Genomic DNA, 26,883 nt, shown 5'->3' with positions numbered 1-26,883 from the left:
GCCTGGACTCCAAAGGCTATGGACGCGACCAGCCAGCAGCCAATGCCGGCCAGCGCGACGACGAGGCGCAGAGCGGGATGCCACTGCGGGACGCGGCCTTTGAGATAGATCGAGAGCAGCGTTCCAGCGGCGAAGAACTGGAACTGTACGAAGCTGTTCGTCCACTGGCTGCTGAAGCCATTCGTCGGATGCATGGCGTAGACGACGACAGCTACATACGAGACGGCAATGAGGAACAGCGAGATCGTCTTCACGCCGAGGCGCCGACCTAAGAGGGCGATGATAGGGATGGCGATATAGAACTGCTCTTCGACGGAGATGCTCCAGAGGGGATTCACGGGATAGGCGGGAACCCAACCATGCAGGCAGATCCACCAGTTGCCGGCAAAAAAGGTGAAGGCGAGCCACGAGGCAGGATCCTTGGCGCCTGCCCATGGAACAAACTGTGTGAGGACGACCAAGCCGTAGAACACCAGGAAGTACAAGGGCCAGATGCGCAGGATGCGGCGCATATAGAACGCCTTGAGTTGGATGGTGCCAGTTTCGTCGCTCTCGCGGAAGAGAAGTTCGGTGATGAGGAAGGCGCTGAGCAGGAAGAAGACAGGAACACCCAGGTCGCCGAGTAGGCAGATATTGTAGAGCCAATAGTGCTGCGCCGGGTCGATAGGAATGAAGTCCATCCGATGGACGATGAAGACGATCATGAAGGCCAAGAAGCGGAGTACATCGAGTTCAGGGCGATAGTAGCGTTTGAGGGTCATCGTGCGCGGGTAAACCTTTCCTGCGATTTGCCGTAGCGATAATTGCGAAGTAGTCAGCGCTGATTTTGAGGGCAAGATGGATGGAATCGAGACTATCACCGCGAAGAGAGAGGCGAAGCAAAAGCAGGTCCTCCGCATCGCGAAGGGTGAAAGGATAGGAGTTCAGGACTTTAGTTTGAAGGCCTTGGTGACGATGGCGTTGGGAGAGCTTCCTGCGGGCAGGATGGTGAAGAGCGTGGGGCCGGTCTTGTCCTGGGTGCGGATGACGGAGACGTCGCCGGAGTGGGCGTCGGCGGCGAGGAGAAGATGCTCGTCGGCGGAGAAGGCGAGGGCGTCGGGCTCGGAGCCGGTGTGGACGCTGTTGGAGACGCGGCCGTCGTCGATGCTGTAGAGGCTAAGCGAGTCAGCGCCGAAGTTCGAGACCCAGAGCGAGCTGTTGTCGCGGCTGACGATACCGTGGGTGGGCTTGTTGCCGATGGCCTGGGTCCAACCAACCTGGTTGTTCCAGGTGTCGATCTCGGAGATGCTGTCGGAGTCGAAGTTGGAGACGAAGATCTCGCCGCCGTCGGGCTTCATGGCGAGGTTGACGGGGGTCTTGCCGACGTCGAGCAGGGTGAGGATGTGATCGGTCAGAAGGGATGGGTTCTGCTTCGCGTTCCAGGAGTTGGGGTCGGCGGCGAGGCTGACGGCCATGACCTGATGGCCGCCGGAACAGGCGACGAAGGCCTTGGAGGAGTCGGGGAGAATGACAGCGTCGGTGGCTCCGGGGCAACCGTCGAAGGTGGCGCGGAAGTGCAGGATGTGGGTGGGGTCCGAAGGGGATGCTTCGTAAGGGGCCACGTCGTAGAGAGAGATGCTGCCGCTGCCGCGATTGGTGACGACGAGGGTGCGGTTGTCGGGCGAGATGCGGGCGAGGCCGGGCTGCTCGCCGGTGCCGGCCAGGGCGATCTCGCGGCGGTGGTCGAGGTCGATGACGGAGACGGTGTTGGAGCCGGAGTTGGCGACGTACGCGCGGTGGCCAGTGCCGTCGACACTGATGGCGTAAGGCCGGTGATGGACGGGGATGGTGGCGACGACGTTGTTGGTCTCGGCGTCGATGACCGAGACGCTGTCGGACTTGGTGTTGACGACGTAGACCTCGTTGCGGACAGGATTCACAGCGAGGCCGGTGGGGTCGTCGCCGACGCGGAGAGTGCGGTCCTGACGGAGATAGACGAGGTCGAGCACGGAGACGGTGTTGGAGCCGCCGTTGCTGACGTAGGCGAACTCGTGGTATCCGGCGGGGACGTCGGGAAAGCTGTTGCGGCGACAGCCGGAGCAGGCGGCGAGCAGCGCCAGGGCAGCGGCAGCGGAGAGAGAGCGGGATGGGAGCAGGAAACGGCGGGGGGTTGGCACTGTTGCGAGTCTATCGGGGTGGATTGGCGGGAGCAAGGGGTTTGGGATGACGTGCGGGGGACGGGAGAGACTTAGCACCGATTTGCACCGATGAACACCGATCTAAAAACGATGAGCGACCACGGAGGAACACGGAGGAACACGGATTTTAAGGGCCAGTCTTTGTTTGATCCGTGGTGGTCCGCGTTGATCCGCGGTCGAGTTTTATGTTGTGGCTTCGAGGATGGCGCTCTGGGCTGCGAGCAGGTCGCGGATGCCCTTTTCGGCGTAGTCGAGCATCTGGTTGAGCTGCTGGCGGGAGTAGGAGTTCTTTTCCGCCGTGGCCTGAGTCTCGATGAGGCCGCCGTCGGCGAGCATGACGACGTTCATATCGACTTCGGCGCGCGAGTCCTCTTCGTAGCAGAGGTCGAGCAGGACGTGGCCGTCGACGATGCCGACTGAGGTGGCGGCGAGCATCTGGCGCAGGGGGGAAGCCTTGAGGGTTCCCGCGGCGACGAGCTTGTTGAGGGCGATGGCCAGGGCGACGCAGGCCCCGGTGATGGCTGCGGTGCGGGTTCCGCCGTCGGCCTGGAGGACGTCGCAGTCGAGGATGATGGTGCGCTCGCCGAGGGCCTTCATGTCTACTACGCTTCTTAAGGAACGCCCGATGAGGCGCTGGATCTCGTGGGTGCGGCCGCCGATCTTGCCGCGTTCGGACTCGCGGGCTGTACGGGTGAGGGTGGCCCGGGGGAGCATACCGTACTCTGCCGTGACCCAGCCGCGGCCGGAGTTGCGCAGCCAGCCGGGGACGCCCTGCTCGATGGAGGCGTTGCAGAGGACGCGGGTGTTTCCTGTCTCGATGAGGACCGAGCCCTCGGGCATGACGATGAAGCCGGGGGTGAGGCGGGTGGGACGGAGAGCGTTGGCGGCGCGATGGTCGGGCCTGAAGAGTTGCGAAGGGATTTGGGGCATGGTGGGATTATAGTTGCGAAGCGCTTTGATTACTAAAGTTTAGGTGCTTTTGTCCCGGAATGGGAAGGCGTTCCGGTTTGGGAGAATAGTCAAAATGGGAAATTATGCTGAGTATTTTGAAATATCCTATGAGGTAGGGGTAGCGCGGGTTCTGATTCGGGAATTTTGATTGTGATTACCGAGGGATGGAGTATAGTTCTGCTTTCTAAGCAATCACTTAGAGAATGAGTTCCAGTTTGGCACTTGAAATGATTACGAAAGTGCATCCGCTCTGGTGAGTGAGCGAATTTGGAGCTACGACATGCAGGCAATAGAGAGCAGGAGTGCCTCAGGATTGGTTGATCAGGGACAGAATTTCAGGGCGCTTCGATGCGGCGAGGGCGGGATCGCCGAGGGGGCAGGCCTTGCGCACGATGCAGGAAATCTGCTGGGCGCGCTGACGCTCTATTCGGAGCTGCTGGCGATGCCGGGAGTGCTGCATGAGGAGTACCGGGAGTTTGCGGGGGAGCTGCGGCTGCTGAGTGACCGGAGCTGGGCGATGATCAACCGCCTGGTAAACCATGCGCGCGGAGAGCGGGAAACGGCAGAGAGCGAAGGTGTGATACTGCCGGACTTGGTGGAGCGGTGTCGCGGGGTATTGAGCCGGGTCGCGGGGCGGCCGATCGAGGTCTCGTATGGTGCCGGAGCCTATGAGTTGGTCAACGTGCGGGCGGAGGCAGCGGAGCGAATTTTGACCAACCTGGTGAAGAATGCGGCGGAGGCGATGGTTGGAGGCGAGAGCATCGCGGTGTCGGTAGAAGGTGCGCTCGATGCCGGTCGGCGACGCGTGGTGATGACGGTTCAGGACCAGGGCTGCGGCATGAGCGCAGCGGCGGTTGGCAGGCTGATGCGGGCTGGGGGTATCTCATCGGCCCGCGGCAGGGGAATCGGCTTCTGCGTGGTGCGGGAGCTGGTGGCGATGTCGGGCGGTTGCCTGAACATGCACAGCGAGGTTGGAGTGGGAACGAGCATTTCGGTCGAGTGGTACTCGGCTCAAGCCGAGGTTGAAGTTGAGATTGAAGTGGACTGCGGCGAGCAGGATGCCGTGGCGTGTTGACGAATTTCAAACTGGAGTAGGCAGAGGAGGATTGGATGGCTGGAGTGATTGGATGGGACGAAGAAGTTCCGACGGGCGTGCTGATCGGGTTGACTCCGCTGGGCGGAGCGGCGGTTGCCGAAGAGGTAAAGAAGGACCGTTCGGCCGGGCACATGGAGCTGCTGCATGTGATGGTCGTCGATGACGACGAAGCGGTACGTAAGGCCTGTTGCGAGATAGCCAGCCGGCTGGGCTGCGTCGTGGTTGGCGCGGGCAATGCGACGGCGGCGCAGGCGATCCTCAAAGACCATCAGATCGACCTGATCCTGCTGGACCTGAAGCTGCCGGGCGGCGGCGGGATGGCCCTGCTGGAGCAGGTGAAGATGCTGCATCCGGAGACGGCGGTGGTGGTGATGACGGCGTTCGCAACGGTGTCGTCGGCGGTGGAGGCGATGCGGATTGGAGCGGGCGACTATCTGACCAAGCCGTTTGCGCTGGAAGATTTGACGCTGGTGCTGGAGCGTGCCGGACAACGGCACCACATGGACGTGCAGAGCCGCCAGTTGCGGGAGCGGCTGCGGACGCAGCAGGGCATGGGCGGGCTGGTGGGTCAGTCGCCCGAGATGGAGAAGCTGTACAGGATTCTGTCAAAGGTGGCTTTCTCGACGCACCCGGTGCTGATCCTGGGCGAGAGCGGGACGGGTAAAGAGCTGGTGGCGCGGTCGATCCACTACAACGGGACCAATGCGGCGAAGCCGTTTATCGCGGTGGATTGCGGCTCGCTGGTGCCGACGCTGATCGAGAGTGAGCTGTTCGGGCATGTGAAGGGCGCGTTTACCGGGGCTGACCGGGCCAAGGAAGGCTTGCTGGCCTCGGCGGACGGCGGAACGGTCTTTCTGGATGAGATTGGCGAGCTTCCGCTTGATATGCAGTCGAAGCTGTTGCGGGCGTTGCAGGAGAAAGAGGTGCGTCCGGTGGGCGCGACGCAGGCGCGGCCGATCTCGGCGCGGGTGCTGGCCGCGACGAACCGCGACCTGGCGACGATGGTGGAGCAGGGACGGTTTCGCAAGGACCTATACTTCCGGCTGAACGTGGTGAATCTACGGATTCCTCCGCTGCGCAACCGGCGCGAGGACATCGCTCCCCTGGCGATGCACTTTCTGGCGAAGATGCAGAAGGAGACGGGGGTGGAGCGGGTTTTCTCCGACGATACGCTGCGGATGATGACCGAGTATGACTGGCCGGGCAATGTGCGCGAGCTGGAAAACGCGATCGAACGGGCGTGCGCTTTGTCGTCGGGACCGGTACTGCACATGGGCGATCTGCCAACGCAGTTGCAGGACTTCAGGATGCAGCGCGGCGGTGTGAATCCAGCCGTAGGCGACGGCGATGAACAAGAGAGCGAACGGGCTGCGCCGAAGGCCGGGATCGTCTCGATTGCGGAGTTGGAGAAGAAGGCCATTATGGATACGCTGCGGCAGTTGGATGGTGACAAGCTGATGGCGGCGCGGCTGCTGGGGATTGGCAAGACGACGCTTTATCGGAAGCTGAAGGAGTATGGGATCGCCGAAGCTTAGGGGAGAGGTGGTCTGATGATGAGCGTGTAGGTTCGGATTGTGTTGGCGAGACGCATTCTCAGGCGATTGTTCTTAAGTCGCATTGGGTTCGCCTGGCGGGTCTGACCTTCATTCTGTTTGCGGAAGCGCTGCACACACGCAACTGGGCAGGGTTCGCCGTGATGCTGGTCCTGACGACCGCCGCGCTGCTTTATCGCATTCATGTGGAAGAGGCTGCTTTGTGCTCGGCCTTTGGCGAGGAGTATGCCGTCTACAGCAGGATGACCAAGCGCTTATTCCTGGCATGTATTGATTCGGATGGAATGGAATGGGGTGAGGTAGATTGTCAGAAGGTGTTTGGGAGGAGAGCGATTATGCGGTGTACGCATCTAAAAGAGATTCAGAAGGTGAAGCCTTCGTCGAAGGGCTGTGAGGATTGTTTGAAGATCGGCGGCCAGTGGGTGCATCTGCGGATGTGCATGATCTGCGGACATGTCGCGTGCTGCGACTCGTCTCCAAACCGCCATGCGACGGCGCACTTCCACGCGACCAGGCATCCGATCATGCGATCGGTGGAGCCGGGAGAAGACTGGGGCTGGTGCTATGTGGATGAGATCGAAGTGAATGTCGTTTGATTCGACGAAGGTTTTCCGGCCTTGTGCCGGGTTTGCTATGCTGGGCTCACCCTTTGAAAGAGAGTGAGTACTCAGAAAATGTCAGAAGAAGCTGTAAAGATTACCGTTCGTCCTAACGGCCCGTTGCGGGTGGAAGGCCATATTGTGTTGACCGATGCCGATGGCAAGGAGTGGGACCTGACGGGCAAGCCGGCGGTTTCGCTTTGCCGCTGCGGGGCGAGCGAGAAGCGGCCATTCTGCGATGGATCGCACAACAAGGTGGGCTTTCAGTGCTCGGCCAGCCCAGCGCTGCTTACCTAGCATGGGGTTTTATGCCCGGGATAAAGATACGAATCGGCCGTGCCATGCGCGGTCGATTCGTATTTCCGGATACTGATTTTATTTTGAGGTAGGGTTTTGATGCGCGTTCGCCGATGGTTTGCCGTGACACTTTGCGGGTTGGTGCTGGCGTCTTCGGCTGCGGCGTGGGCGGGGCAGAGATCCACTGATCCAGTTACGGTCACGTTGAGCGCGAGCGCGCTGGACCAGTATGTGGGGCAGTATCACGGGGCTGAAGAGCCGGATGCAGTGGATTCTGTGTACCGTGAGGGCGACACGTTATATATCGAGAGTGAACGAAAGGCGCGGGCAGAGCTGCGCCCCGAAGGTGGAGACCGCTTCGTCGCGCCGGGGTCGTTGTTGCGGACGGAATTTCTGCGCGATGCCGGCGGCAAGGTGACAGGCGTAAAGATGATGTACGGCCCCAATGCTTCGTGGGAGCTGCAGCGCTTCAGCGACGCAGGAGTTCGGCTGAACCATGCGCTTGCTTATACGCGCAGCGTGGTGATGATGCCGATGCGCGATGGGGTGAAGCTTCATGCGGTGATCCTGCGGCCAGTGGGCTCGGAGACGAGTGGAGCGCCGCTGCCGTTTATGATGCAGCGGACGCCCTATGGCACCGACGATAACAGCTCGGACAGCGTGAACAGCAGCAAGCCTGAGCTGGCCGCGAGCGGATACATCTTCGTGTTTTGCGACATTCGCGGGCGGTACGAGTCGGAGGGTCAGTTCGTGATGAACCGGCCCATCGTCGCGCATTTAACGAAAAAAGATGTGGACGAGACCACCGATACGCGGGACACCATTGACTGGCTGCTGAAGAATATCCCCAACAATAACGGGCGCGTGGGTGTGATGGGGGTCTCCTATCCGGGATTTCTGGCGATGATGGCGGGGATCGATGCGCATCCGGCGGTGAAAGCGATCTCGCCGCAGGCTCCGATGACCGATGTCTGGATGGGCGATGACTTCTTTCACAATGGGGCGTTTCGCGAGACGTATGGATTCGACTATGTGCAGGAGCTGGAAAAACAGAAGACAACCAAGACCGTCGAGAGCACTGGAGACACCTACGATTTCTTTTTGCAGCATGTGAACTTCGCTGGCGCGGCTAAGGAAGCTCACATGAGCAAGCTGCCTACGGCAAAGGCGTTTCTGACGCAGCCTTCGTATACGAAGTTCTGGCGAGACATGGCGGTGCAGCCGCATTTGACCAAGGTAGAGGTGCCTACGTTGGAGGTTGGCGGCTGGTGGGATCAGGAAGATATGTGGGGAACGCAGGCCGAGTATGCCGCGCTGGAGCCGCACGACAGCAAGCATGAGGTTTTTCTGGTGCTGGGGCCGTGGAACCACGGTGGCTGGTCGTGGACGACGCGGCACCTGGGGCCGCTGGACTTTGGCGCGGCTACCGGGGACCAGTATCGGAAGCAGATCGAAGCTCCATTCTTCGAGAAATATTTGAAGGACAGAGCTGGTTTTGACCTGCGGGATACGGACAGCTTTCGGACGGGTGTGAATCAGTGGAAGCGCTATGATGCGTGGCCGCCGAAGGTTGGATTCAGAGCAGAGAAACTTTATCTGAATGATGGCGGTGGGCTGAGTTTTACGGCTCCGACGGGCGGCGGCGTGGCGGCGAGTTATGTCTCTGATCCGGCGAACCCGATTCCTTACCGGCACCGGCCGATTCAGGCGACCTATGGCAACGGCTCGAAGTGGCGGACTTGGCTGGTGGAAGATCAGCGTTTTGTCAGCGATCGGAACGACCTGGCTAATTTTTCTACCCCGGTGCTCGATCATGACGTGACGGTGACGGGGGACGTTATGGCGGATTTGTTTGCGGCCACCACGGGCAGTGATGCCGATTGGGTGGTAAAGCTGATCGATGTCTATCCGGAGGATGGGGCTGAGGGGATGGGTGGCTATCAGTTGATGATCGCGGACGAGATCTTCAGAGGGCGCTACGCCAAAAGTTTTGAGAAGCCGCAGGCGCTGGTTCCGGGGAAGGTGACGGAGTTCAAATGGAGCCTCCACGGGGTGGACCATACTTTTCTGAAGGGGCACAGAATTATGGTCGAGGTGCAGTCGAGCTGGTTTCCGCTGTATGACCGAAATCCGCAGACGTTCGTGCCGAATATCATGACCGCGCCGAAGAAGGCTTACAAGGCTGAAACGGAGACCATCTATGGTTCGACGCAGTATCCGTCGCACCTGGAGATTTCGGTCGCACAGTAAAGGTATTTGTCTCTATCTTTGTAGTCATTGGTTTGGAGAGGTGGGCTTGAAACCGACGCTTGGGAGACTGGCATGATTCGGACGATCAGCAGCCGGGAGGTTTATCGGAACCGTTGGACGCGGGTGCGCGAGGACGTGATTGAGCGGACGGATGGGCAGCGGGGAATCTATGGAGTCGTGGATAAAGACCCGGCTGCGATCATCATTCCGCTGGAGGTGACGGCGGAGGGCGCGTTCGTCTACCTGATCGAACAGTTTCGCTATACGGTGGGCGCGCGGCACCTCGAGTTTCCGCAGGGTGGCTGGGAGTTGGCGGAGGTGGACGCGGAGGAGATGGCGAGGGGAGAGCTGCGCGAGGAGACCGGGCTGACGGCTGCGAGGATGACTCATCTTGCTACGTTGCAGATCGCCTATGGGGTCATGAATCAGCAGCAGCATGTATTTCTGGCCGAAGGGCTGACGATGGGCGAGGCCGAGCCGGATGTGGAGGAGCACGACCTTGTGGTGCGTCGGGTGAGCGTCGGCGATTTTGAGCGGATGTTGCTGGGCGGTGTGATTGTGGACAACTGCTCGGTGGCGGCGTGGGGGCTTTACAAGGTGTGGCGGGAGCGGCAGTAGAAATCGTTAGCGCTAACTTGGATTTGTCGATACATTGGAGCCATGCTTTGGAAGCGGCTTCTTTCCTGTTCGGTTGTACTTTTTCTTCTTTCGAGTGCCTTGGTGCAAGCGCAGCCTGCGACGGCTCCTGCGGAGGGTGTGCTGCAGCGGCTGATGCCTCAGCTTGCTCCGCAGTTCCAACTGGCGCTGACTCCACGGATTGACCACAAAGATTACTTTCGCATTACAGGAACGACTGGCCATATCCGAGTGGAGGCCGGGACAACGCCTACGCTGTTGTTCGGCGTGAACTGGTATCTGAAGTACGTTGCTCATCTTCAGGTTTCCACCAACGGGCTTCAGCTTGGAAAGGCTGGGTTGAAGCTGCCTGCGCCTGCTGCGCCGATTGAGCGGCCTGCACTTTATCCGTGGCGCTATGCGCTGAATGAGAATGTCGATGGCTACTCGGCGCCTTATTGGAGTTTCAAGCGATGGCAGCACGAGATCGATGTTCTGGCGATGAGCGGGACGAACGCCGTGCTGATTGAGCGGGGAACGGACCTTGTGCTTTACCAGACGTTTCGCGACGCAGGGTATTCGGACGAGGCGATTCGGCGATGGATTACGCAGCCTGCGCACCAGAACTGGCAGTTGATGGGGAACATGTGTTGCTTCGACGAGCCGATCTCGATGGAGCTGCTGAAGAAGCGAGCGGAGTCGGCAAAGGAGCTGATCGCGAGCCTGCGGCGGCTGGGGATTACGCCGGTGCTGCCGGGGTACTACGGGATAGTTCCAGCGGATTTTGCAGCGGCTAATCCGGGTGCGCATGTGATTACCCAGGGCGATTGGAACGGCTTTACGCGTCCGGGCTGGCTGGATCCCAGGGACTCGCACTTTGCCAAGCTGGCTGGGTCCTTCTATCGGCATCAGCGGGAGCTCTATGGCGATACGACGATCTATGACATGGAGATCTTTCAGGAGGGCGGGGGCGCCGGCGACGTTCCCGTGGCCGGGGGTGCGAAGCGGGTGCAGGAGGCGCTGGAGCGCGCGCATCCGAATGCGTTGTGGCTGCTGATGGCGTGGCAGAACACGCCTTCGCCGGAGTTGATCGCCGGAGTGGACGTCAAACATATTCTGGTTGCAGATATCGAGCAGGGACGGATTCCGCGAGATAACCGCGATGCCCAGTTTGGCGGTGCGGCGTGGCTGTATGGCGGGCTGTGGGAGTTTGGCGGACGTACGACGATGGGAGCTCCACTGTATGACTATGCGGTGCGGTTTCCGCTGATGGCGAAGCGGCCGGGTAGCCATATCGCGGGTACGGCGCTGTTTACCGAGGGCCTGGACACGAATCCTTATGCCTTCGATCTTTATACGGAGATGGCGTGGCACGCTGATCCGGTGGATCTTGCGGCATGGACGAATGATTATGCGGAGCGCCGCTATGGCGGAGAGGATGCTCATGCGCAAAAGGCGTGGCAGATACTGCTGAAGACGGCCTATGGCTATCGTGCTGACGGCAATCGGAAGCATGGCGAGCGCGATGCTTCGCAGGATTCACTGTTCAACGCGCAGCCTTCGCTGACGGCGAAACGGGCGTCCTCGCCGGGGCCGGACGTGTTGCGGTATGAGGCTGCCGATCTGCAACCTGCGCTGACGGAGCTGCTTGAGGTTGCCCCTGCGCTTCGCAGCAGTGAGACGTATTGCTATGACGTGGTAGATGTGGCGCGGCAGGTGATGGCGAACGAGAGCAGAAGGCTGCTGCCACTGATTAAGGCTGCTTATGAGGCCAAGGACAAGGCGGCGTTTGCGAGGCTGACGGCGGAGTGGCTTCAAGATATGAAATTGCAGGATGATCTTCTGCGGACCGATGGCGATTTTTTACTCGGGCGGTGGCTCTCCTATGTTGCGCCTTGGTCCTCATCAGCGGCGGAGAGCGAGCGGCTGAACTACGATGCGCGCTCGATTCTGACGACGTGGGGAAATCGCAGCGCAAGCGAGGCTGGACATCTGCATGAATACGGCAACAAGGACTGGGCGGGGTTGACGAGCGATTACTATATGCCGCGATGGAAGTTATACTTTGACTCGCTGACGAAGTCGTTGGCGACGGGGCAGCTGCCGGCGCCGATTGACTGGTATGCGTTTGGCGACCGATGGAACCATAGCCGCACGCACTATACTGCTACACCGGAAGGCGATAGCTATGCTGCTGCGCTCGAAGTTGCGCGACAGCTTCACCTGGCGCCAGGAGAATCGAAATGACGAGTGAGACGAAGACGGCGCTGGTTGGCTGCGATGAGGTGACGACGACGCGGGTGAAGCCGGGACGGTTGATGTCGATCGACCTGCTGCGCGGGTTGACCATCGGCTTCATGATTCTGGTGAACAATAATGGCAGCCGCGATGCGTACAGGGAGCTTGAGCACTCTTTATGGAACGGGTTTACTGCTACGGATTTGGTCTTTCCGACATTTTTGTTTCTGGTCGGCGTCTCGACGGTGTTTTCTACGGCGTCGCGTCTGGCGCGGGGGGATAGCAAGCAGTCGCTGTTCCTGCATACGCTGCGGCGTGCCGTGATTTTGTTTCTGCTGGGGCTGCTGGTCAACAGCTTTCCGCACTTCCACTGGCATACGCTGCGGTTCTACGGCGTGCTGCCGCGCATTGCGATCTGTTACTTCGTTGTGGCCACGCTCTATTTAATCAATCCAAAGTGGAAGAACAAGCTGGTGCTTGCGGTAGCTCTGCTGGTGGGTTACTGGGCGTTGATGCGGTTTGTTCCCGTGCCGGGCTTTGGGACGCCAGGGCGTGATGTTCCTTTGCTCGATCCTGATCGCAATCTGGCAGCGTGGCTCGACCGCAATATCTTTGCGGCTTCGCACCTTTACGAGCGGACGCGCGATCCCGAGGGGCTGCTGAGCACGCTGCCCGCACTGGCGACGACGTTGATGGGATTGCTTACGGGCATCTGGCTGCGGACGCAGCGGGCGCTGACCGAGAAGGTGCGCGGCATTGCCATTGCGGGCGTGAGTTGCGTGGTGCTGGGATGGGCGTGGAACTTCTCCTTTCCGATCAATAAGAAGCTATGGACAAGCTCCTTTGTGCTGTTCGCGGGGGGATTGAGCTTGTTGCTGCTGGCGCTCTCGATCTGGATGTTCGATGGAGGGACAGAAGGAGAGACGAAGGCGGCGAAGCGGTCGGGGTGGTTTACTCCGCTGCTGGTCTTCGGAACGAATGCGATTACTGCGTATGTGTTCTCAGAGCTGCTGGCCGGGGGGATTGGGAGCATCCTTGTGCGGCCGGGCATGAATCTTCAGCATTGGCTCGCGAATGGAATTTTGAGCGCAGTGCCTTATCCGGCGTTTGCTTCGCTACTGTACTCTCTTGGGTTCGTCGCTTTTTGCTGGCTGCCTACTTATCTGCTGTTTCGGCGAAAGATCTTCATCAAGATCTGAGCCGGTCTTTCAGAAGAGTGACGGTCGCGCCGAAGCTCCCAACAGTGTGTTGCTGATGGAGGCGGTGGTGTGATGACCCTCGCCGCCTCCCCACGAGAAGAGCAAAGAGACAACGGGGAGGCCGCCAGCGTGGACGGTGAGGCCTGCGGTGAAGGTGTGGCGGAGATGGTTGAAGGAAATATCGTCGCGGTTCATACCTACCTTGGCTTCGTCGATGGAGAAGAGAAAGCCCGCCGGTAGTTTGCCGAGCGAGTGCTCGAACGTTTCGCGCAGCAGCAGAACGTTGGGTGCGCGGAAGCGGTAGTCGGGATAGCTGGCGAGGATGGGCTGGCCGTTGAGATCGGAGCCGCCGATGGTGGGATCGAAGTAGAAGGGGACGACGCTTCCGGCGTTGGCGATGGAGCCGCTCATGAAGAGGCGAACGGCAATAGAGCCTTCGAGATTTTGCGTAAGTGAGACGTGGGGGCAGGCGGTAGTGGTGGCGCTTGTTGAGCAACTGTCGGGGCCGTTTTGGTCGTTGGCTGCGGTAAGACGGACGTTGCGGTAGAGCGGGAACTCATGGCCGAAGTCGGCCGTCCAGCGGCGAAAGGAGTAGTGTGAATCCGACACGGCGATGAACTGCTGGAATTGGAGGAGATAGTTAAGGCGGAGCGAGTCGCGGAAGAGCGAGGGACGAATGCGGAGGCCCTCACCAGCTTGCAGAAAGCCGGGCTGACTGGTGAGGCCGGGGGCAGTGGACTCGTTGTAGAGAAGCGCGATGGAGGGGCTGGACTCTCCGTTGTTGCCGCGTAGCTGGGGAATGCGGCCGTTTAGTTCGCCGACGAGCGAGATGCCGGTTTTGCCAGCGAAGGGAACAATGGCGCTGGCTCCTGCGATGGTTTGCGTAAGGCCGAAGACGCTTCGATCGGCGGGGAGCGTGTTGGGGCCGAGGCCGTAGAAGTAAATACGGTTGAGCGACGTGGTCTCGGCGTAGAGATTGAAGAGTGGAGCGGTGCGGTAGAGGGGACTGGTGCTTTTTGAGGGACCCGAGACTACGATGATCTTTCCACCGGGCTGGCGAAAGGCCTTCAGGTAGGCACCCGCGCGCCAGGAACCGTTGCCGCTGGCTACGGCGTCGAGGTCCCAGTTGAGACGCCACTCATTAGCGAAATCCTTGTGCTCGACGAAGGCTGCGCCTGCGGCGATGCCGTTCTGCGGGGCGAGGCTGCCGACGGCAATGTGCATGGGCTGGCCGGTGACGACAGTTTCGGCGCAGTTGGCGAGGCTGCCGAAGTTGAAGGTCTTGCACGACTGGAGCTGCTCGCCTTCGCGGCGGAAGTCGGAGTGGATACGGCCCTCGTTGCCAGACTGTGGATGTGCGGGCGGCACGGCGAGCATCAGCGTGGAGAGTAGAAGTGAGCACGTAGTCGCAGTCATGGTCTCTTCTTCTTCGCAGAGTTCGCGGGAGCTCGTTTTTTGGTGCGGGGTTTCTTTGCGGAGGCCGAGGCGGCGAGGTCGATCTGCTGAGGTTGGCGAAGCGGCTTTGGAATTGCTCTCAGGGCAGGCGTATTGTCGCGTCTCTGTGGTCGAGGGACGCGGATGGGAGCGGTCGTTTGCGGTGCGGCTGCGGACTGGTCGCGCAGTGCTGCGGTCATCTCGGCGATGTACCGGGACGCTGCGTCTTCCGTGGTGAGGTCGTGAGGTGAAAACTTTGTGGGCAGGTCGAGCCGCAGCTTCTGCTCGAGATGCTGGAAGTGCCTGATCTGCGACTTGATCAGATCGGAGATCGGCCGATTCTTTCGGAACGCTTCTGGAGGGGGCCCGGGAACGCGAATGATGGCCATGGTGCGGCTCCTGTGGGTTATTCGAGTTGGAAGCTGGGGCAGTCGTCGTCGCTGCGCATGGTGTCGAGCGAGAGGAGGTCGAGGAAGGTGTTCGCCACTTTCTCGCGGGGTGAGCGAGCGTCGTAGGCGCCGATGAAAAAGTCGGTGAGAGTGGCGGGGATCGAGGCATGTTCGAAAACATCGTTAATGACAGCCCCTTTTTGCACCCACGGAGAGACGAGGATGGCAGGCACGCGGACCCCGAGGCGGTCGAAGTGGAAGGCGTCGAGAGTGCCGGTGTCTGCGGGCTGGGCGACGAAGCCGTCGGGCGTGCAGGCGGGTGGTGGAACGTGGTCGTAGATGCCGCCGTGCTCGTCGTAGACGATGAGGATGGCGGTGTTGGGCCAGAGCTTGGGGTTATTGCGGATCTTGTTGTAGACGGTAGCGATGAACTGTTCGCCGGCCCGAACGTCGTGGTCGGGATGCTGGTCGCAGGCGATGGCTTCGCCGCTGCCGTCGGGTGCGTCGTGGTCGGTGTAGTTGGGCTCGATGAAGCAGTAGTCGGGGAGCGCGTTGTCATCGCAGGCGCGGAGGAAGTCGGGGAAGGTGCCGAAGAGGCTGGGCTCATTCTGAAGGAGGTTGACGACCTCCATCGTGGAGCTTGCCTGGTCGTAATAGAAGAGCTTGACGGTGTGGTTCGCGGCAAGCAGGCGGTCGTAGATGCTCTTGTATTGTTTGCCGACGTAGAAGAGGTCCATGCTGACCTGACCGAAGGAGGTGCCGTAGTGAGCGAAGGCACGGTTGCAGATGGTGGGGCCGGGGATGGAGGCGAACCAGCGATTGAAGAGGGCGTATTCCGTGGCAAGCGTAGTGAGGACCGGCAGCTTGTCGGGAGTGAAGTAGTAGAGGATCTTTTGCGAGTGGGCTACGTTCTGCTGCTGGGTGTAGTAACTGCGCACGAAGCCCTGCATGGTGGGCGGGAGCGGCGGACCGTTGGCGGGGTCCCCGAAGATCTGCAGGTTGACAGCGGCGAAGTGGTGGTTGGGATCGGGATCGAGCTGGCTCTGATATTCCGCCTGCGGCAGGACGGCGGCCTGAGCGCCAGTGGTGTCGGGATTGGTCTCGTTGCCGGTTAGCCCGTCGATGGATGGATATTGCGCCTTCAGGGCGCCGAGCATGTGGTCGAAGGAGCGGTTCTCCATCATGAGAACGACGACATGCTTTAGTTGCTGGATTCCGGGTTTTGATCTGTCTGGAGTCATTCCCGCGTCCTCGCTGATTTGTGAGGCTAAGTATGTGGGCAACGTGAAGGGAATGTCTACTAAAATCGTCGGACAGCAAGGCAAACATTGAGACTTAGGCCAGGATTTTTGCATCTGAAAAAGATGATTGAAGATTTTGGCGCACGAGGGAAGAAGCGCGTGAACGAGAGCGGAAAGATTGAGCGCAAACGTGGATTGTGGCGATGGATTGCTGTCTCTGCCTTGCTTGCCGTCATTGTGCTGGTGGTGGTGGCGGATGCCATGCTGCATCGCGCGGGCCCGATTCTGAAAGGGCGCGTGGTCGAGACGTTGAGCACGCGGTTCAAAAGCCGGGTTGAACTGGACAAGTTCCAAGTATCGGTGCTGAGCGGGTTGGAGGTCTCGGGCGACGGGCTGCGGATTTATCCACCGGACGATGTGGTCGCCGCTGGAGCGACGAAGCCCTTGATCTCGTTGGGGCACTTTTCTTTTCATGTTCCGCTGCACGGATTGTTTTTGAAGCCGACGCATGTGGGAACGGTGCATGTAAAGGGGATGTCAATCAATATTCCACCGCGCCAGATGAGGCAACAGGCGCAGGGGCCGAACCGAAAGCTGGGCAAGATCAAGATCGTCGTAGATGAAATCGTCGTTGACGACTCGCGGCTGGTGATCGGAACGAACAAGCCGAATAAAGATCCAAAGGACTTTGAACTGAAGCAGATTGTGATGCACAATGTGGGACAGAATGATCCCTGGAAGTACGACGCAACCTTGGTGAACGCTGTTCCGAAGGGCAACATTCACGCGGTCGGGACATTCGGCCCGTGGAATACGGAAAGCCCTGGAGACTCGGCGGTGACTGGACACTATACCTTCGATCATGCGGACCTGAATACGATCAAGGGCATCAGCGGAATGCTCTCTTCCGTAGGAGACTTCAAAGGCCAGCTTAACCGCATTGAAGTAGAGGGAACTACGGAGACTCCAGACTTTGCGATCGATACGGCGAACCATCCGATGCCTTTGCACACGGCGTATCACGCAATTGTGGATGGGACCAGCGGCGACACCTATCTGCAACCGGTGGAGGCAAAGCTGGGTGGGTCGGAGTTTTCGTGCAGCGGCGCAATTGTGAATGTGAAAGGCAAGGGGCACATCATCGACCTCGATGTGAACGTTCCGAATGGGCAGATTCAAGACTTTTTGACGCTCGCGGTGAAGACAGAACCGGCAGTGATGACGGGGCAGGTGTCGATAAAGGCGAGGCTTCATATTCGTCCGGGCAAGGAGAGCGTGTCGAAGAAGCTGGGATTGCAGGGAGCATTTACGCTACAGCGGATTCACTTCACGAATCCTGAAGTCGAGGACAAGGTGGACATGCTGAGCCTGCGAGCGCAGGGAGATCCGAAGGCGGCCAAACCGGGGGCAGCGGACGTTCATTCACAGATGAAGGGAATGTTTGTGATGGGCGATAGAAGGCTGCGCTTCTCGAATCTGCTCTATACGCTGCCGGGCGGAACGGTGCAGTTGAGCGGCGTGTACTCGCTGGATGGGCGGGAGTTCGACTTTACCGGAAAGGTGCGGACCGAGGCGAAGCTGTCCCAGATGGTGGCTACGAAGTGGAAGTCGTGGCTGCTGAAGCCGGTCGATCCTTTCTTCAGCAAGAATGGCGCCGGGACCGAGGTCCCCATCAAGATCACCGGAACCAAAGGAGCACCGAAGTTTGGATTGAACTTTGGGCATAAAGATAAAAAGAGTAGTAATCCATAGCGGCTAGCTATTGCCAACATGATCTTCCATCGCAGGTCCCAGCGGGCTTTGTATGATGCCCATTTCGATGTAGATAGGCCGCATGATGGTGCGAATGGATTTCAGCCGCGTTGTAAACCATAGAGACCCGGCGAGACAGAAACTCCCTGTGATCATGATCGCGTGAGGCGCGCCGAAGCGGTGGGCGAGGGCACCCGCGAGCAGGCTGCCGAAGGGCGCCATGCCGACGAAGGCCATCGTGTAATAGCTCATGACGCGGCCGCGTTTATCTTCGGGCACAAGCGTCTGAATAACAGTGTTGCTGGCGGCCATGCCCTGCATCATGCCGAAGCCGACGACCGTCATGAGCAGAAGCGAGAGCACAAGATTACTGGACAGGCCGAAGAGAATGAGCCCGGCACCGAAGACAGCGGCGGAGATCTGAATCATGGTGGTGAGGCCGCGGACAGTCTTGCGCAGAGCGAGCGATAGCGCGGAGACGAGCGCTCCTATGCCGGAGGCTCCCATGAGGAAGCCAAGAGTGTGCGGACCGCCATGCAGTACCTGCGAAGCGAAGATGGGCATGAGCACGACAAAGGGCATCCCCATGAGACTGAGCAGCGCGAACAGAGTGAGGATGGTGCGGATCGGATGGAAGCCGGTGACATAAGCCCAGCCTTCCTTGAGCTGTTCGAGCATGGGCGCTGCGGCCTGCCGGATGGGAGCCCACGGAATGGTCATCATCAGCAGTGAGACGACGACGGCGATATAGCTGAAGCCGTCGATGGCAAAACAGTAGCCTTCGCCGACTGCCGCGATGACGATTCCCGCGAGTGCAGGACCGATAAGCCGGGCCATGTTGACCATGGAAGAGGTAAGCGCGATCGCGTTGCCGAGGTCCTGCTTGTCTTCGACCATCTGGATGACGAAGGCCTGGCGGGCGGGCATATCGAAGGCGTTGATGAGGCCCTGCAAGGCGCTGAGAGCGATGATCTCGTGGATGGTAATGACTTTGGCGAGGGTGAGCGCGGCCATGGCGAGCGACTGCACGCCCGCGAGAATCTGCGTACAGACGAGGAGGTTGCGCCGGTTGAGGCGGTCGACGAGCACACCGGCGAAGGGCGCAAGCAGGAAAGTGGGAATCTGTCCGGCGAAGCCCACGAAGCCCAGCAGCAGCGCCGAGCCGGTAAGCCGATAGACGAGCCACGAGGTGGCGATGCGCGTCATCCAGGTGCCGATGAGCGAGATGCTCTGGCCCGTGAAGTAGAGACGATAGTTGCGATGGCGCAGCGCTCGCCACGCATGGGCGTAGCGGCTGGTGGATTTCGTCGATGATTCGGTCGAATTGGCCATGCCTGGAACTTAGATGTGTTTGCGGGCTTGCCGGACCATCTCTACAAGAGCGGTTCGGGTTTCGGTGGACGTGCGGACCTCATTCGGGAAATTGATGCGGGTTCCCTTCATGCCATCGGCCGTCCTGAGGCGGAGGTGAAAGCCGAGGCGATCGACGGCGGTCATGCTGGCCTCGATCGCTTCGAGCTGCGAGTGGGTACGTGCGAGAAGGATCATGGCGTCGGTATGGTCGGCATTCATGTGGGCGAGGATGCCGCCGGACTCCGCGCTGAGCGGATCGGGTGCGGCGCGGGTGTAATCGTCCGCGGTAACCCAGCCCATGACGCCGAAGCCGCCGACGTAGTAGAGGTCGAGGACGTCCATGCGGAAGAAGGAGAAGTCGGCGAAGTCGACCCAGTAGCGGGAGTTCTCGTGGCGCGCGAGGTAGAGTTCGCGGACGGCGAGCCTGTCTTCTTCGGGCACCTGCAGGATGTTGCCGATGAGCGTGGCGCGCGCGGCGCCGAGGGGGTCGCCGTCGGCTGCGGGCTGGGTGACGAAGAGGCTGGCTCGCGGGTCGGCTTTGATGTTCTGCGTATGCATTGCCATGTTGCTGATGAGGAATAGCGGCCGGCCGGTGGGATCGAACGCGTAAGGCATGAGTGAGCCGAAAGGGAAGCCGGGCTGCTTGCGCGAGAGCGTGGAGAGCGTCGCGAGGGAGTTGAGATGGAGGAGGGTGCGGGTGCGCTCGGCGTGCGTGGGCTCGGGGATGATAGGAAGGGCGGGGCCGGTATAGGCGTGTTGCGGACGTGAGGACATGGGCTCCGATCCTGTTGCGAAGTTTGAGCGTCGTACTGAAATTTCGGACTCTGTATTTAGAGTATCGCTTGTTGTAAGGCGCTATGTTTTGCGGATGGTCTGCCGCTTACGCCGGGCAAAGCGAACTGCGCTTTCGATGAGGATGAGAGCGAGTCCAGCGAAGAGCATGATCGCTGATGTTGCCGGGGAGAGCGGGAGATGTGAGGCCGTCCAGCGCATGAAGCTCAGCCAGATGAGGATGGCGAGGGCGAAGGTGCCGTCGTCGACGAAGAGGCCGTAGATTTCGCGGAGGATGGTTTTGATCCAGTTCATGATTGCCTCTCGCTGAATGCAGGGGCCTGCGATTGGCCGCGGCAGATTGGCACCATGACCAGAGCGATGGCCAGGTAGGCGGCGATGAGGATGAGGATCGACCAGTCGCCTGCGGGCCATGCGAGGTGCATGCCTTCGCCGACCCAGAAGGTTCCGAAGGCCGAGAGAAGAACGCCGACCGTGAACTTGAGCGTATTTTCAGGGACACGCGCGAGTGGGCGGTGCAGGATGAGGCCGAGGGCGATGACAACAAGCAGCGCGGCTACGGCTCCCAGGCTTGCCGGGAGCAGCATTCCGGTGCCACCTGCTCCGATGGCAATGACGATGAAGACCACCTCGGTGCCTTCGAGCATGGTGATGTTGAAGGCGGCGGCGAAGGCGACCTTGTCCCATGCAGTGTGGCCGGTGCCGAGGTTGCGCATGGTCTCTGTGTTCTTTGCAAACGCAGCCTGCTCGTCGTGAAGAGCGATGAGTCCGGCGGAGCGAAGGACAGCCTTACGCAGCCAGCGGAGGCCGAAGAGAAGCAGGAGCGTGCCGACAACAAGTTGGATGATGGGCAGCGGGATGCGAGTGAGCGCGGCTCCGAGTGCGGCGATGATAATGAGAAGCACCGCGATGGCTGTGGCAGCGCCGATCAATGCGGAGCGCCAGCCGCGGACGCTGCCGACGGCGAGGATGACCGTCAGTGCTTCGACGCACTCGACCAGCGAGGCGAGGAAGGACGCGACGACCGACGTTCCCATGTGTGCCCAGCCGATGCCCATATATCTCCTAAACTCAATGCTATTCGATGCGTTAGTGGACAGTCTTCATGCGGCGGGACATGAAGTCCATGAGGAGATAGTTGCCGAGATTTTCGGGGCTGGTGAAGTAGGCTTTGCCACGACACATGGCCGATACTTTTTGAACGAACTGGACGAGGGCAAAGTCGCTGGCCAGCATGAAGGTGTTGATCATGATGTTGCTGCGCTTGCAGCGGCTAACCTCTTGCAGTGTCTCTTCGATGACCAGAGGATCGAGGCCGAAGGCATTTTTGTAGATGCGGCCGTCGGCAAGAGTAAGCGCGCTGGGCTTGCCGTCGGTGATCATGACGATCTGCTTCATGTCCTTGGTTTGACGGGCGAGGATGCGCTGGGCGAGGCGCAGGCCCTCGCGGGTGTTGGTGTAGTGCGGGCCGACCTTGACGCGGGAGAGCTGCGAGATGGGAATCTCTTCGGCGCTGTCGTGAAAGAGGACAATGTTGAGCGTGTCGCCGGGGAACTGGGTACGGATGAGATGAGCGAGCGCCATGGCGACGCGTTTGGCTGGCGTGAAGCGATCTTCGCCGTAGAGGATCATCGAGTGCGAACAGTCGAGCAGAACGACGGTGGCGCAGCTTGAGGTGTAGTCGGCCTGCTGCACGTGGAGGTCGCTGTACTCGATGTTGAGGGGCGTGTTCTCTTCGCCTTCGACGGCGGTGCGAATGCCTTCGCGGGCGAAGACGCTCGAGAGTGTTGCAGTGAGATCGAGGTTGAGCGTGTCGCCGAACTCGTAGAGCTTGCTGCTGCCGTTGGTCTCGACGCCTGCGGCCTCGTGGCGAGTGTCGTGGCGGCCGAGATTGGATTTGCCGAGCGGACCGAGGAGTTCACGAAGAGCTTTGTAGCCGAGGAAGTCCATCGACTTGTCGGTGACCTCGAAGCGTGCCTGGGAGTTACCTTCGCCTTGTTCGCCCTGTCCCTGTTCGGGCATCTCAGCGTTGATGAAGTTCTGCTCCTGCATCTTCTGGATGATCTGATCGACTAACTCCTCGACCTGATCGGCATTGAGCTGGTCGAATTTCTCCTGTGCCTCTTCGTCGAAGAGCTCGCCGGATTCGAGCGCCTGCTTGATGGCGTCGCGCAGATTGTCGAGGGTCTGGTCGTTGAACTCCTGAAACTGCGAGTAGGGATCGTTGAATCCCGAATCGAGCAGGAAGTCGGAGAGGGCCTGCATCAGATCTTCCAGCCCGAAGCTGGAGGAGAGGTCGCCGGTGAACTTGGTATAGCGGATGCGCTTCATAGGGCTGTCTACCAGTTTAGACGCGCTGGGGTGGTCCGCAGTCGCTCAATTCGCCGCACAGCCCACAGTTACTATGCGCGCGTGCCTGCCATGACGGCGAAACGGTTGTCCTTGAACCAGCAATCGGCATCGGCGAAGCCTGCTTCGCGGAGCCAGAGAAGCTGATCGGCGACGGTGGCGCAACGGTCTTCCTGCTGACGGAAGAGAGATGCGGTGATCTGCGGCTCGGTGGCTCCTAAGGCGCGGACCTGCAGAAGCCAGAGGGCTTTGTAGCGTTCATCGAGCGCGGGGGTGGGGCCAGCTACCTGTTCGGCGTTGATGAAGACGCCCTTAGGGAGCAGAGAGGCGAAGACCTTTTTGAAGAGGCCACGTTTGTCGGCGTTGTCGAGGTGGTGGATGGAGAGCGAAGAGACAACGGCGCAGAGCTTCTCCGGCAACGGCTCAGTGACATAGTTGGCGTGCTGATAGGTGATGTTGCGGTCGTTGCCGAGGCGATCGCCCGCGAGTGAGAGCATGGGTGTGGAGAAGTCGATGAGGTGAATGCGCGCATTGGGAAAGCGGTTGCGGATGAGGATCGTGAGCAGACCGGAGCCCGCACCGAGGTCGAGGATGTTCTTTGCGCCCGCAGGAATGAGATCGATCGCCCAGCGGTAGAAGTTATCGCAGCCGGGAATGAGACGGGAGCGGTCGGCGTCGTAGGTGGAGGCAGTGGCGTCGAAGACGGCTTTGGTGCGGTTAATCATCTCTTGCTCCTTGTAGAGAAGCATAAGATAGGCGAATGATGTTTTCTATTTATATAAAAATTATGAATACTTGTATTTGTGCTTCAAGGCAGGGAACGGACTTCATGCACGGAGCATGCGCGCGTAGGTAATTAGCGTACGAGGCCAGCGAGGACAGTGGTGCTGCCGCCGATGCGTGTGGCAAAGGTGGGCTGTTCGAGGCCTTTCTGGATGGGAGCCGGCATGCGTGCGGAATCGGTGTCGTGCGAGTAGAACTCCGCAAAGGCAAAGAAGTCCGGGCCATCATCCAGCAGTTGTGTCTCAGGAGTGTAGGACTTGATAATCGCCGGGTCTGCCAAAGCGCTGCCGAGGAAGTTGACGGCGTCGTGGATGGTGCGGCCGCTGGGTGAGCGGTATTCGTAGAGGGGAACGTGCTGGCGCTCGGCGAAGGACGCCAGCGGAGTAAGCGGCTGCAATGCGAAGGATTGATAGTGAATCGCGCGCTCGTGACGGGCCATCTCCTGTGGGAAGGCGCCCCGTTGGTCGAGTTCGTTGATGGCTTGTTTGTAGACGCCGACGCCCCAGTCGAAGAGGCTGTCGTCGGAGGAGATGACGCCGGTCGAAACCGCCGCAAGACCGCGCCAGTAGTGGTGATTGTTTGTCTGTTTGCCGGCCTTATCAAATTCGACAGTTTGGTGCGCGACCTTGTTCATCCACTGGATATCACGCTTCACGACTGCCTGATCGAGCGATGGCTCGTTGACGAGAACAGACTCGCTGGTGGCGATGGCGCTTAGCGTCCACTCCACCTGATACCACGCCTGCGAGCTCTTCTTCGGCGTGTAGTCGAGCAATGCGCCAGCCTGTGCCCATGCGTCGATCTGCTGTTGTGCACACTGCGCCTCCTGCTTGTTGGAGGTGACCAGCCACTGATTCATGCCAGCGGTGACGCGTGTCTCGAAGTGGCCATAGACGCGGGTCACCGGGGCCTCTGCAGGGTTGATCGGCCCATGCCCTCCGCCGAGATAGTGCGGCGGGATAATCATGCGGCCTGTGGGAGCAGGTACCTCAGGCAGTTTGGTGCAGAAGCTGAGAGAGGCGATGGCCTTTGCGATGCGCGGATCGGTATTGTGTGCCAACTGCGCGTGGCGCTGCTGCACGTCGATATAAGATGCCTTGGGATTGGTGACGTGTTCGGCGGCGAACGCGGCTGTGCATGCGAACGCAAGGGCAATGACTGCGCACTTCTCTACAAATCTGGTAGACATACTGATCCCATCTTTATTGCAGGTGCGATGAGCGATTGATTCAAAGGTTAGTTGAAGCCGCGACGGGTGCGGTTTTTGGCGGCGAAGTCCACTTCCTGTTCGCGTTCGCGCATCTTCTCGGCGTAGTTGGCGGCCTGATCGTTGCGTGACTTCTTTTCGGCGGCGCTAAAGACGCGTTCTTCTGCGCGGCTGATGCGCTTGTGAGCGTACATGCCTTCGAGCAGGAATTCGGCGGCGCTTACCGCTACTTCGGGCTTGGATTTTCCATTGATCTGCAATGGCGAAAGCTTTTCGAAGAGCCCCTGAATCTGCTGGAGCTCGCCGAGCGATCCGGAGGCAGGCTGGGCGTCGTTGAGCTGAACGGTGCCGCCAAGGTTGAACCATTGCTCGATCTGCTGGGTGTTGGTTGCGGCGAAGTACTGATCGAAGACGCTGGCTACACTGGCCCGGATGATCTCGCGAATGACGGCATCGGCTCCGCGCATCTCGCCTTCGTACTCAAGCTCAACCTTGCCGGTGATGCCGGGGAGTGCAGCATAGATATCGCCGACGCGAGGAACGGCAAGCTTTTCGTCGTGGAGCAGAGCGCGGCGCTCGGCATTGGAGATGACGAGTTCCATGGTGCTGATGGGCAGGCGCTGCGAGACGCCGCTGCGCTTGTCCACCTTTTTGTCTTCGCGGGCGGAGAAGGCGATCTGCTCGACAATCTGGCGGATGTAGTGGGGAACTTCGATGTTGCTGGCGGGACGCCTGGACCAGGCTTCCTGCGTGGTGATGGTGATGGCTTCGTCGATGGACTCGGGATAGTGCGTGCGAATCTCGCTGCCGATGCGGTCTTTGAGCGGCGTGACGATCTTGCCGCGAGCGGTGTAGTCCTCGGGATTGGCACTGAAGACGATAGCTACGTCGAGCGGCAGGCGGACGGGGTAGCCCTTAATCTGCACGTCGCCTTCCTGCATGATGTTGAAGAGTGCGACCTGAATCTTTCCGGCGAGGTCGGGGACTTCGTTGATGGCGAAGATGCCGCGATTGGCGCGGGGCAGCAGACCGTAGTGCATGGTCAGCTCGCTGCCGAGGTCCTGGTTGCTGCGAGCGGCTTTAATCGGGTCGATGTCGCCGACGAGATCGGCCACGGTGACGTCGGGGGTAGCTAGCTTTTCGACGAAGCGGTCGCTGGGGCTAAGCCATGCGATGGGAGTCTCATCGCCGAGTCTGGCGATAAGGTCGCGAGCAAACTTCGAGATGGGAGCGTAGGGATTGTCGCGGGTCTCGGCTCCGGCGACATGGGGGCAGGCGGGATCGAGGAGGGTGGTAAGCGAGCGCAGGATGCGGGACTTGGCCTGTCCGCGGAGGCCGAGGAGGATGAAGTTGTGCTTGCTGAGGACCGCGTTGACGATCTGCGGGACCACGGTGTCTTCGTAGCCGACGATGCCCGGGAAGAGCCGCTCCTTCGCGCGGAGCTTGGCGATGAGGTTTTCGCGGAGCTCGTCCTTGACGCTGCGGGCGAGGCGTTCGGGGGTGAATTCTGATTTGCGGAGTTGGCCGAGGGTGGTGGGGAGTGCGGTCGCCATGTCTAAGTATAGATGTTTGGCGGGAGCAGAGGGTTCGGGGCACCCGTCTGCCGCAGCCGCTTCAGATTTGTGGCTTAGGTAATCTCGTCGCGCAAGGCTTCCATCTCGGCGAGAGCGTGCTGGTTGCCTGTGCGGTTGGCGGCGGCGATTCCTTCGTGGAGACGCGTGGCGGCCTCTTCGGTGCGGCCCAGTTTGACGAGGGTTTGAGCGGACATCTGGTAGGCGGGAACGTAGTCGGGGTTGTGCCCGAGGAGGGTGTTGAACTCGGCGAGGGCCGCGTCGGTGTTGCCTTCGGTAGCATAGGCCATAGCTAGGCCGTAGCGGGTGAAGGCGTCGGTGGGGTTCTGCTCGAGGATCTGGGTGAAGAGGGCGATCTTGTCCATAGCTGTATGGTGCGGTGTCTGGACTGGGCTTGGCAAATGGACGCCGGCTCAAATTAAGGCAACACCGACTGAAGTCAGAGCAGCGCGAGGCTGAGACATTTAGACTTATAGGTAATGAGCGATACGGTTTTAGAGCGAACGGTGGAAGAGTCGCAGTCGGAGCGGAGCGAGATTATCTTTCCGGGCGATGCGAATGCGCTGGGCAACCTGTTTGGCGGACGGCTGATGCAATATATCGACTTGGTGGGAGCGATGGCGGCGAGCCGTCATGCAAGGGCGATTACGGTGACGGCCTCGATGGACCATCTCGATTTTGTGGCTCCGGTGCGGGTAGGCGATCTTCTGATTCTGAAGGCGAGCGTGAACCGCGCCTTCAAGACCAGCATGGAGGTTGGGGTGCGTGCCATGGTGGAAGACGTTCGCGCGCAGCGGCTCCGGCATGTCTCTTCGGCCTACCTTACCTATGTGGCGGTGGACATGGATGGCAAGGGAATTCTGGTTCCAAAGCTGGTGCCGGAGACAGAGCACCAGAAACGTCGGTATGAAGACGCAGGACGGCGGCGCGAGATGCGTGCAGGAGAGACGATGCGCAAGAAAGAGATGCGTATGTCGCTGGGCGAGGGCTGGCATTGTTGATGGATGTTTGAGCTCTCCACGATTTAGCTGCGTCAG

At 60.0% G+C, this 26,883-nt stretch carries 25 protein-coding genes; 10 read left to right on the top strand and 15 right to left on the bottom strand.

Annotation, left to right across the window (positions count from 1 at the left end; genetic code table 11):
- The 3 genes from VMU57_RS19490 to rph form a co-directional block, all read right to left on the bottom strand.
- The coding region (locus VMU57_RS19490) for an acyltransferase (protein WP_325386460.1) at window positions 1-761 on the bottom strand (761 nt) is incomplete at its 3' end.
- A 162-nt stretch (window positions 762-923) separates the two neighbouring features.
- A complete protein-coding gene (locus VMU57_RS19485; RefSeq protein WP_325386459.1) occupies window positions 924-2,156 on the bottom strand; it encodes a YncE family protein in 1,233 nt (410 codons plus the stop codon).
- A gap of 204 nt (window positions 2,157-2,360) precedes the next feature.
- Complete coding sequence (gene rph, locus VMU57_RS19480; protein WP_325386457.1) at window positions 2,361-3,107, bottom strand: ribonuclease PH; 747 nt, start codon at window positions 3,105-3,107, stop codon at window positions 2,361-2,363.
- A gap of 274 nt (window positions 3,108-3,381) precedes the next feature.
- Here rph and VMU57_RS19475 point away from each other — a divergent pair, with 274 nt between their 5' ends.
- The 8 genes from VMU57_RS19475 to VMU57_RS19440 all read left to right on the top strand — a co-directional run bounded on the left by VMU57_RS19475 (window position 3,382) and on the right by VMU57_RS19440 (window position 12,975).
- Entirely contained in the window at window positions 3,382-4,203 is an 822-nt protein-coding gene (locus VMU57_RS19475) for a HAMP domain-containing sensor histidine kinase (protein WP_325386455.1), read from the top strand.
- 35 nt (window positions 4,204-4,238) lie between these two features.
- Window positions 4,239-5,759 (top strand): sigma-54 dependent transcriptional regulator, encoded by a 1,521-nt coding sequence (locus VMU57_RS19470; RefSeq protein ID WP_325386453.1) that lies wholly within the window; start codon window positions 4,239-4,241, stop codon window positions 5,757-5,759.
- Window positions 5,760-6,112: 353 nt separating this feature from the next.
- A complete protein-coding gene (locus tag VMU57_RS23210) occupies window positions 6,113-6,373 on the top strand; it encodes a UBP-type zinc finger domain-containing protein (protein WP_414648690.1) in 261 nt (86 codons plus the stop codon).
- A 78-nt stretch (window positions 6,374-6,451) separates the two neighbouring features.
- Window positions 6,452-6,673: a CDGSH iron-sulfur domain-containing protein gene (locus tag VMU57_RS19460; RefSeq protein ID WP_325386449.1), complete on the top strand. Its 222-nt coding sequence runs from the start codon at window positions 6,452-6,454 to the stop codon at window positions 6,671-6,673.
- Window positions 6,674-6,772: 99 nt separating this feature from the next.
- Entirely contained in the window at window positions 6,773-8,923 is a 2,151-nt protein-coding gene (locus tag VMU57_RS19455) for a CocE/NonD family hydrolase (protein ID WP_325386447.1), read from the top strand.
- A gap of 72 nt (window positions 8,924-8,995) precedes the next feature.
- The gene (locus VMU57_RS19450; RefSeq protein ID WP_325386445.1) at window positions 8,996-9,541 is read left to right on the top strand and encodes an NUDIX hydrolase; all 546 of its coding nucleotides are present in this window, start codon (window positions 8,996-8,998) and stop codon (window positions 9,539-9,541) included.
- Between the two features lie 102 nt (window positions 9,542-9,643).
- Window positions 9,644-11,785 (top strand): alpha-N-acetylglucosaminidase, encoded by a 2,142-nt coding sequence (locus VMU57_RS19445; protein ID WP_325386443.1) that lies wholly within the window; start codon window positions 9,644-9,646, stop codon window positions 11,783-11,785.
- The gene (locus VMU57_RS19440; protein ID WP_325386441.1) at window positions 11,782-12,975 is read left to right on the top strand and encodes an acyltransferase family protein; all 1,194 of its coding nucleotides are present in this window, start codon (window positions 11,782-11,784) and stop codon (window positions 12,973-12,975) included. Before VMU57_RS19445 ends, VMU57_RS19440 begins: the two co-directional genes overlap by 4 nt.
- 9 nt (window positions 12,976-12,984) lie before the next feature.
- Here VMU57_RS19440 and VMU57_RS19435 read toward each other — a convergent pair whose 3' ends face one another.
- The 3 genes from VMU57_RS19435 to VMU57_RS19425 are packed head-to-tail and all read right to left on the bottom strand — an operon-like array spanning window position 12,985 to window position 16,039.
- The gene (locus VMU57_RS19435) at window positions 12,985-14,391 is read right to left on the bottom strand and encodes a hypothetical protein (RefSeq protein WP_325386439.1); all 1,407 of its coding nucleotides are present in this window, start codon (window positions 14,389-14,391) and stop codon (window positions 12,985-12,987) included.
- Window positions 14,388-14,798 carry a hypothetical protein gene (locus VMU57_RS19430; protein ID WP_325386437.1) on the bottom strand — a complete coding sequence of 137 codons (411 nt, stop codon included), beginning with the start codon at window positions 14,796-14,798 and terminating at the stop codon, window positions 14,388-14,390. Before VMU57_RS19430 ends, VMU57_RS19435 begins: the two co-directional genes overlap by 4 nt.
- A gap of 17 nt (window positions 14,799-14,815) precedes the next feature.
- Window positions 14,816-16,039 carry an alkaline phosphatase family protein gene (locus VMU57_RS19425; protein ID WP_325386435.1) on the bottom strand — a complete coding sequence of 408 codons (1,224 nt, stop codon included), beginning with the start codon at window positions 16,037-16,039 and terminating at the stop codon, window positions 14,816-14,818.
- A 108-nt stretch (window positions 16,040-16,147) separates the two neighbouring features.
- On the opposite strand from VMU57_RS19425, the gene VMU57_RS19420 reads away from it, so the two are divergent.
- Entirely contained in the window at window positions 16,148-17,791 is a 1,644-nt protein-coding gene (locus VMU57_RS19420) for a hypothetical protein (protein WP_325386434.1), read from the top strand.
- A gap of 3 nt (window positions 17,792-17,794) precedes the next feature.
- Here the strand turns inward: VMU57_RS19420 and VMU57_RS19415 are convergent, their stop codons facing one another.
- The 9 genes from VMU57_RS19415 to VMU57_RS19375 all read right to left on the bottom strand — a co-directional run bounded on the left by VMU57_RS19415 (window position 17,795) and on the right by VMU57_RS19375 (window position 26,211).
- Window positions 17,795-19,123, bottom strand: coding sequence for an MFS transporter (locus tag VMU57_RS19415; RefSeq protein WP_325386432.1), 1,329 nt, complete (start codon window positions 19,121-19,123; stop codon window positions 17,795-17,797).
- 9 nt (window positions 19,124-19,132) lie between these two features.
- Entirely contained in the window at window positions 19,133-19,918 is a 786-nt protein-coding gene (locus tag VMU57_RS19410) for a HugZ family protein (RefSeq protein WP_325386430.1), read from the bottom strand.
- Window positions 19,919-19,999: 81 nt separating this feature from the next.
- Complete coding sequence (locus VMU57_RS19405; protein WP_325386428.1) at window positions 20,000-20,230, bottom strand: hypothetical protein; 231 nt, start codon at window positions 20,228-20,230, stop codon at window positions 20,000-20,002.
- Window positions 20,227-20,994: a hypothetical protein gene (locus VMU57_RS19400; RefSeq protein WP_325386426.1), complete on the bottom strand. Its 768-nt coding sequence runs from the start codon at window positions 20,992-20,994 to the stop codon at window positions 20,227-20,229. Before VMU57_RS19400 ends, VMU57_RS19405 begins: the two co-directional genes overlap by 4 nt.
- Window positions 20,995-21,025: 31 nt before the next feature.
- On the bottom strand, window positions 21,026-22,267 hold the full coding sequence (locus VMU57_RS19395; RefSeq protein ID WP_325386424.1) for a vWA domain-containing protein: 1,242 nt from the start codon (window positions 22,265-22,267) through the stop codon (window positions 21,026-21,028).
- Between the two features lie 71 nt (window positions 22,268-22,338).
- Entirely contained in the window at window positions 22,339-23,010 is a 672-nt protein-coding gene (locus VMU57_RS19390; protein WP_325386422.1) for a class I SAM-dependent methyltransferase, read from the bottom strand.
- A 131-nt stretch (window positions 23,011-23,141) separates the two neighbouring features.
- Entirely contained in the window at window positions 23,142-24,257 is a 1,116-nt protein-coding gene (locus VMU57_RS19385; protein ID WP_325386420.1) for an alginate lyase family protein, read from the bottom strand.
- 47 nt (window positions 24,258-24,304) lie between these two features.
- Window positions 24,305-25,828: a sigma 54-interacting transcriptional regulator gene (locus tag VMU57_RS19380; RefSeq protein WP_325386418.1), complete on the bottom strand. Its 1,524-nt coding sequence runs from the start codon at window positions 25,826-25,828 to the stop codon at window positions 24,305-24,307.
- Window positions 25,829-25,902: 74 nt separating this feature from the next.
- Window positions 25,903-26,211, bottom strand: a complete 309-nt coding sequence (locus tag VMU57_RS19375; protein WP_325386416.1) for a tetratricopeptide repeat protein — start codon at window positions 26,209-26,211, stop codon at window positions 25,903-25,905.
- A gap of 114 nt (window positions 26,212-26,325) precedes the next feature.
- Between VMU57_RS19375 and VMU57_RS19370 the strand changes: the two genes are divergently transcribed.
- Window positions 26,326-26,847, top strand: a complete 522-nt coding sequence (locus tag VMU57_RS19370; RefSeq protein ID WP_325386414.1) for an acyl-CoA thioesterase — start codon at window positions 26,326-26,328, stop codon at window positions 26,845-26,847.
- Window positions 26,848-26,883: the final 36 nt, after the last annotated feature.

The sequence above is a fragment of the Edaphobacter sp. genome, from assembly GCF_035532915.1.
GTDB lineage: Bacteria > Acidobacteriota > Terriglobia > Terriglobales > Acidobacteriaceae > Edaphobacter.
The sequence above is the reverse complement of the archived record's forward strand: the minus strand, read 5'-3'. Positions and strand labels throughout refer to the sequence as shown.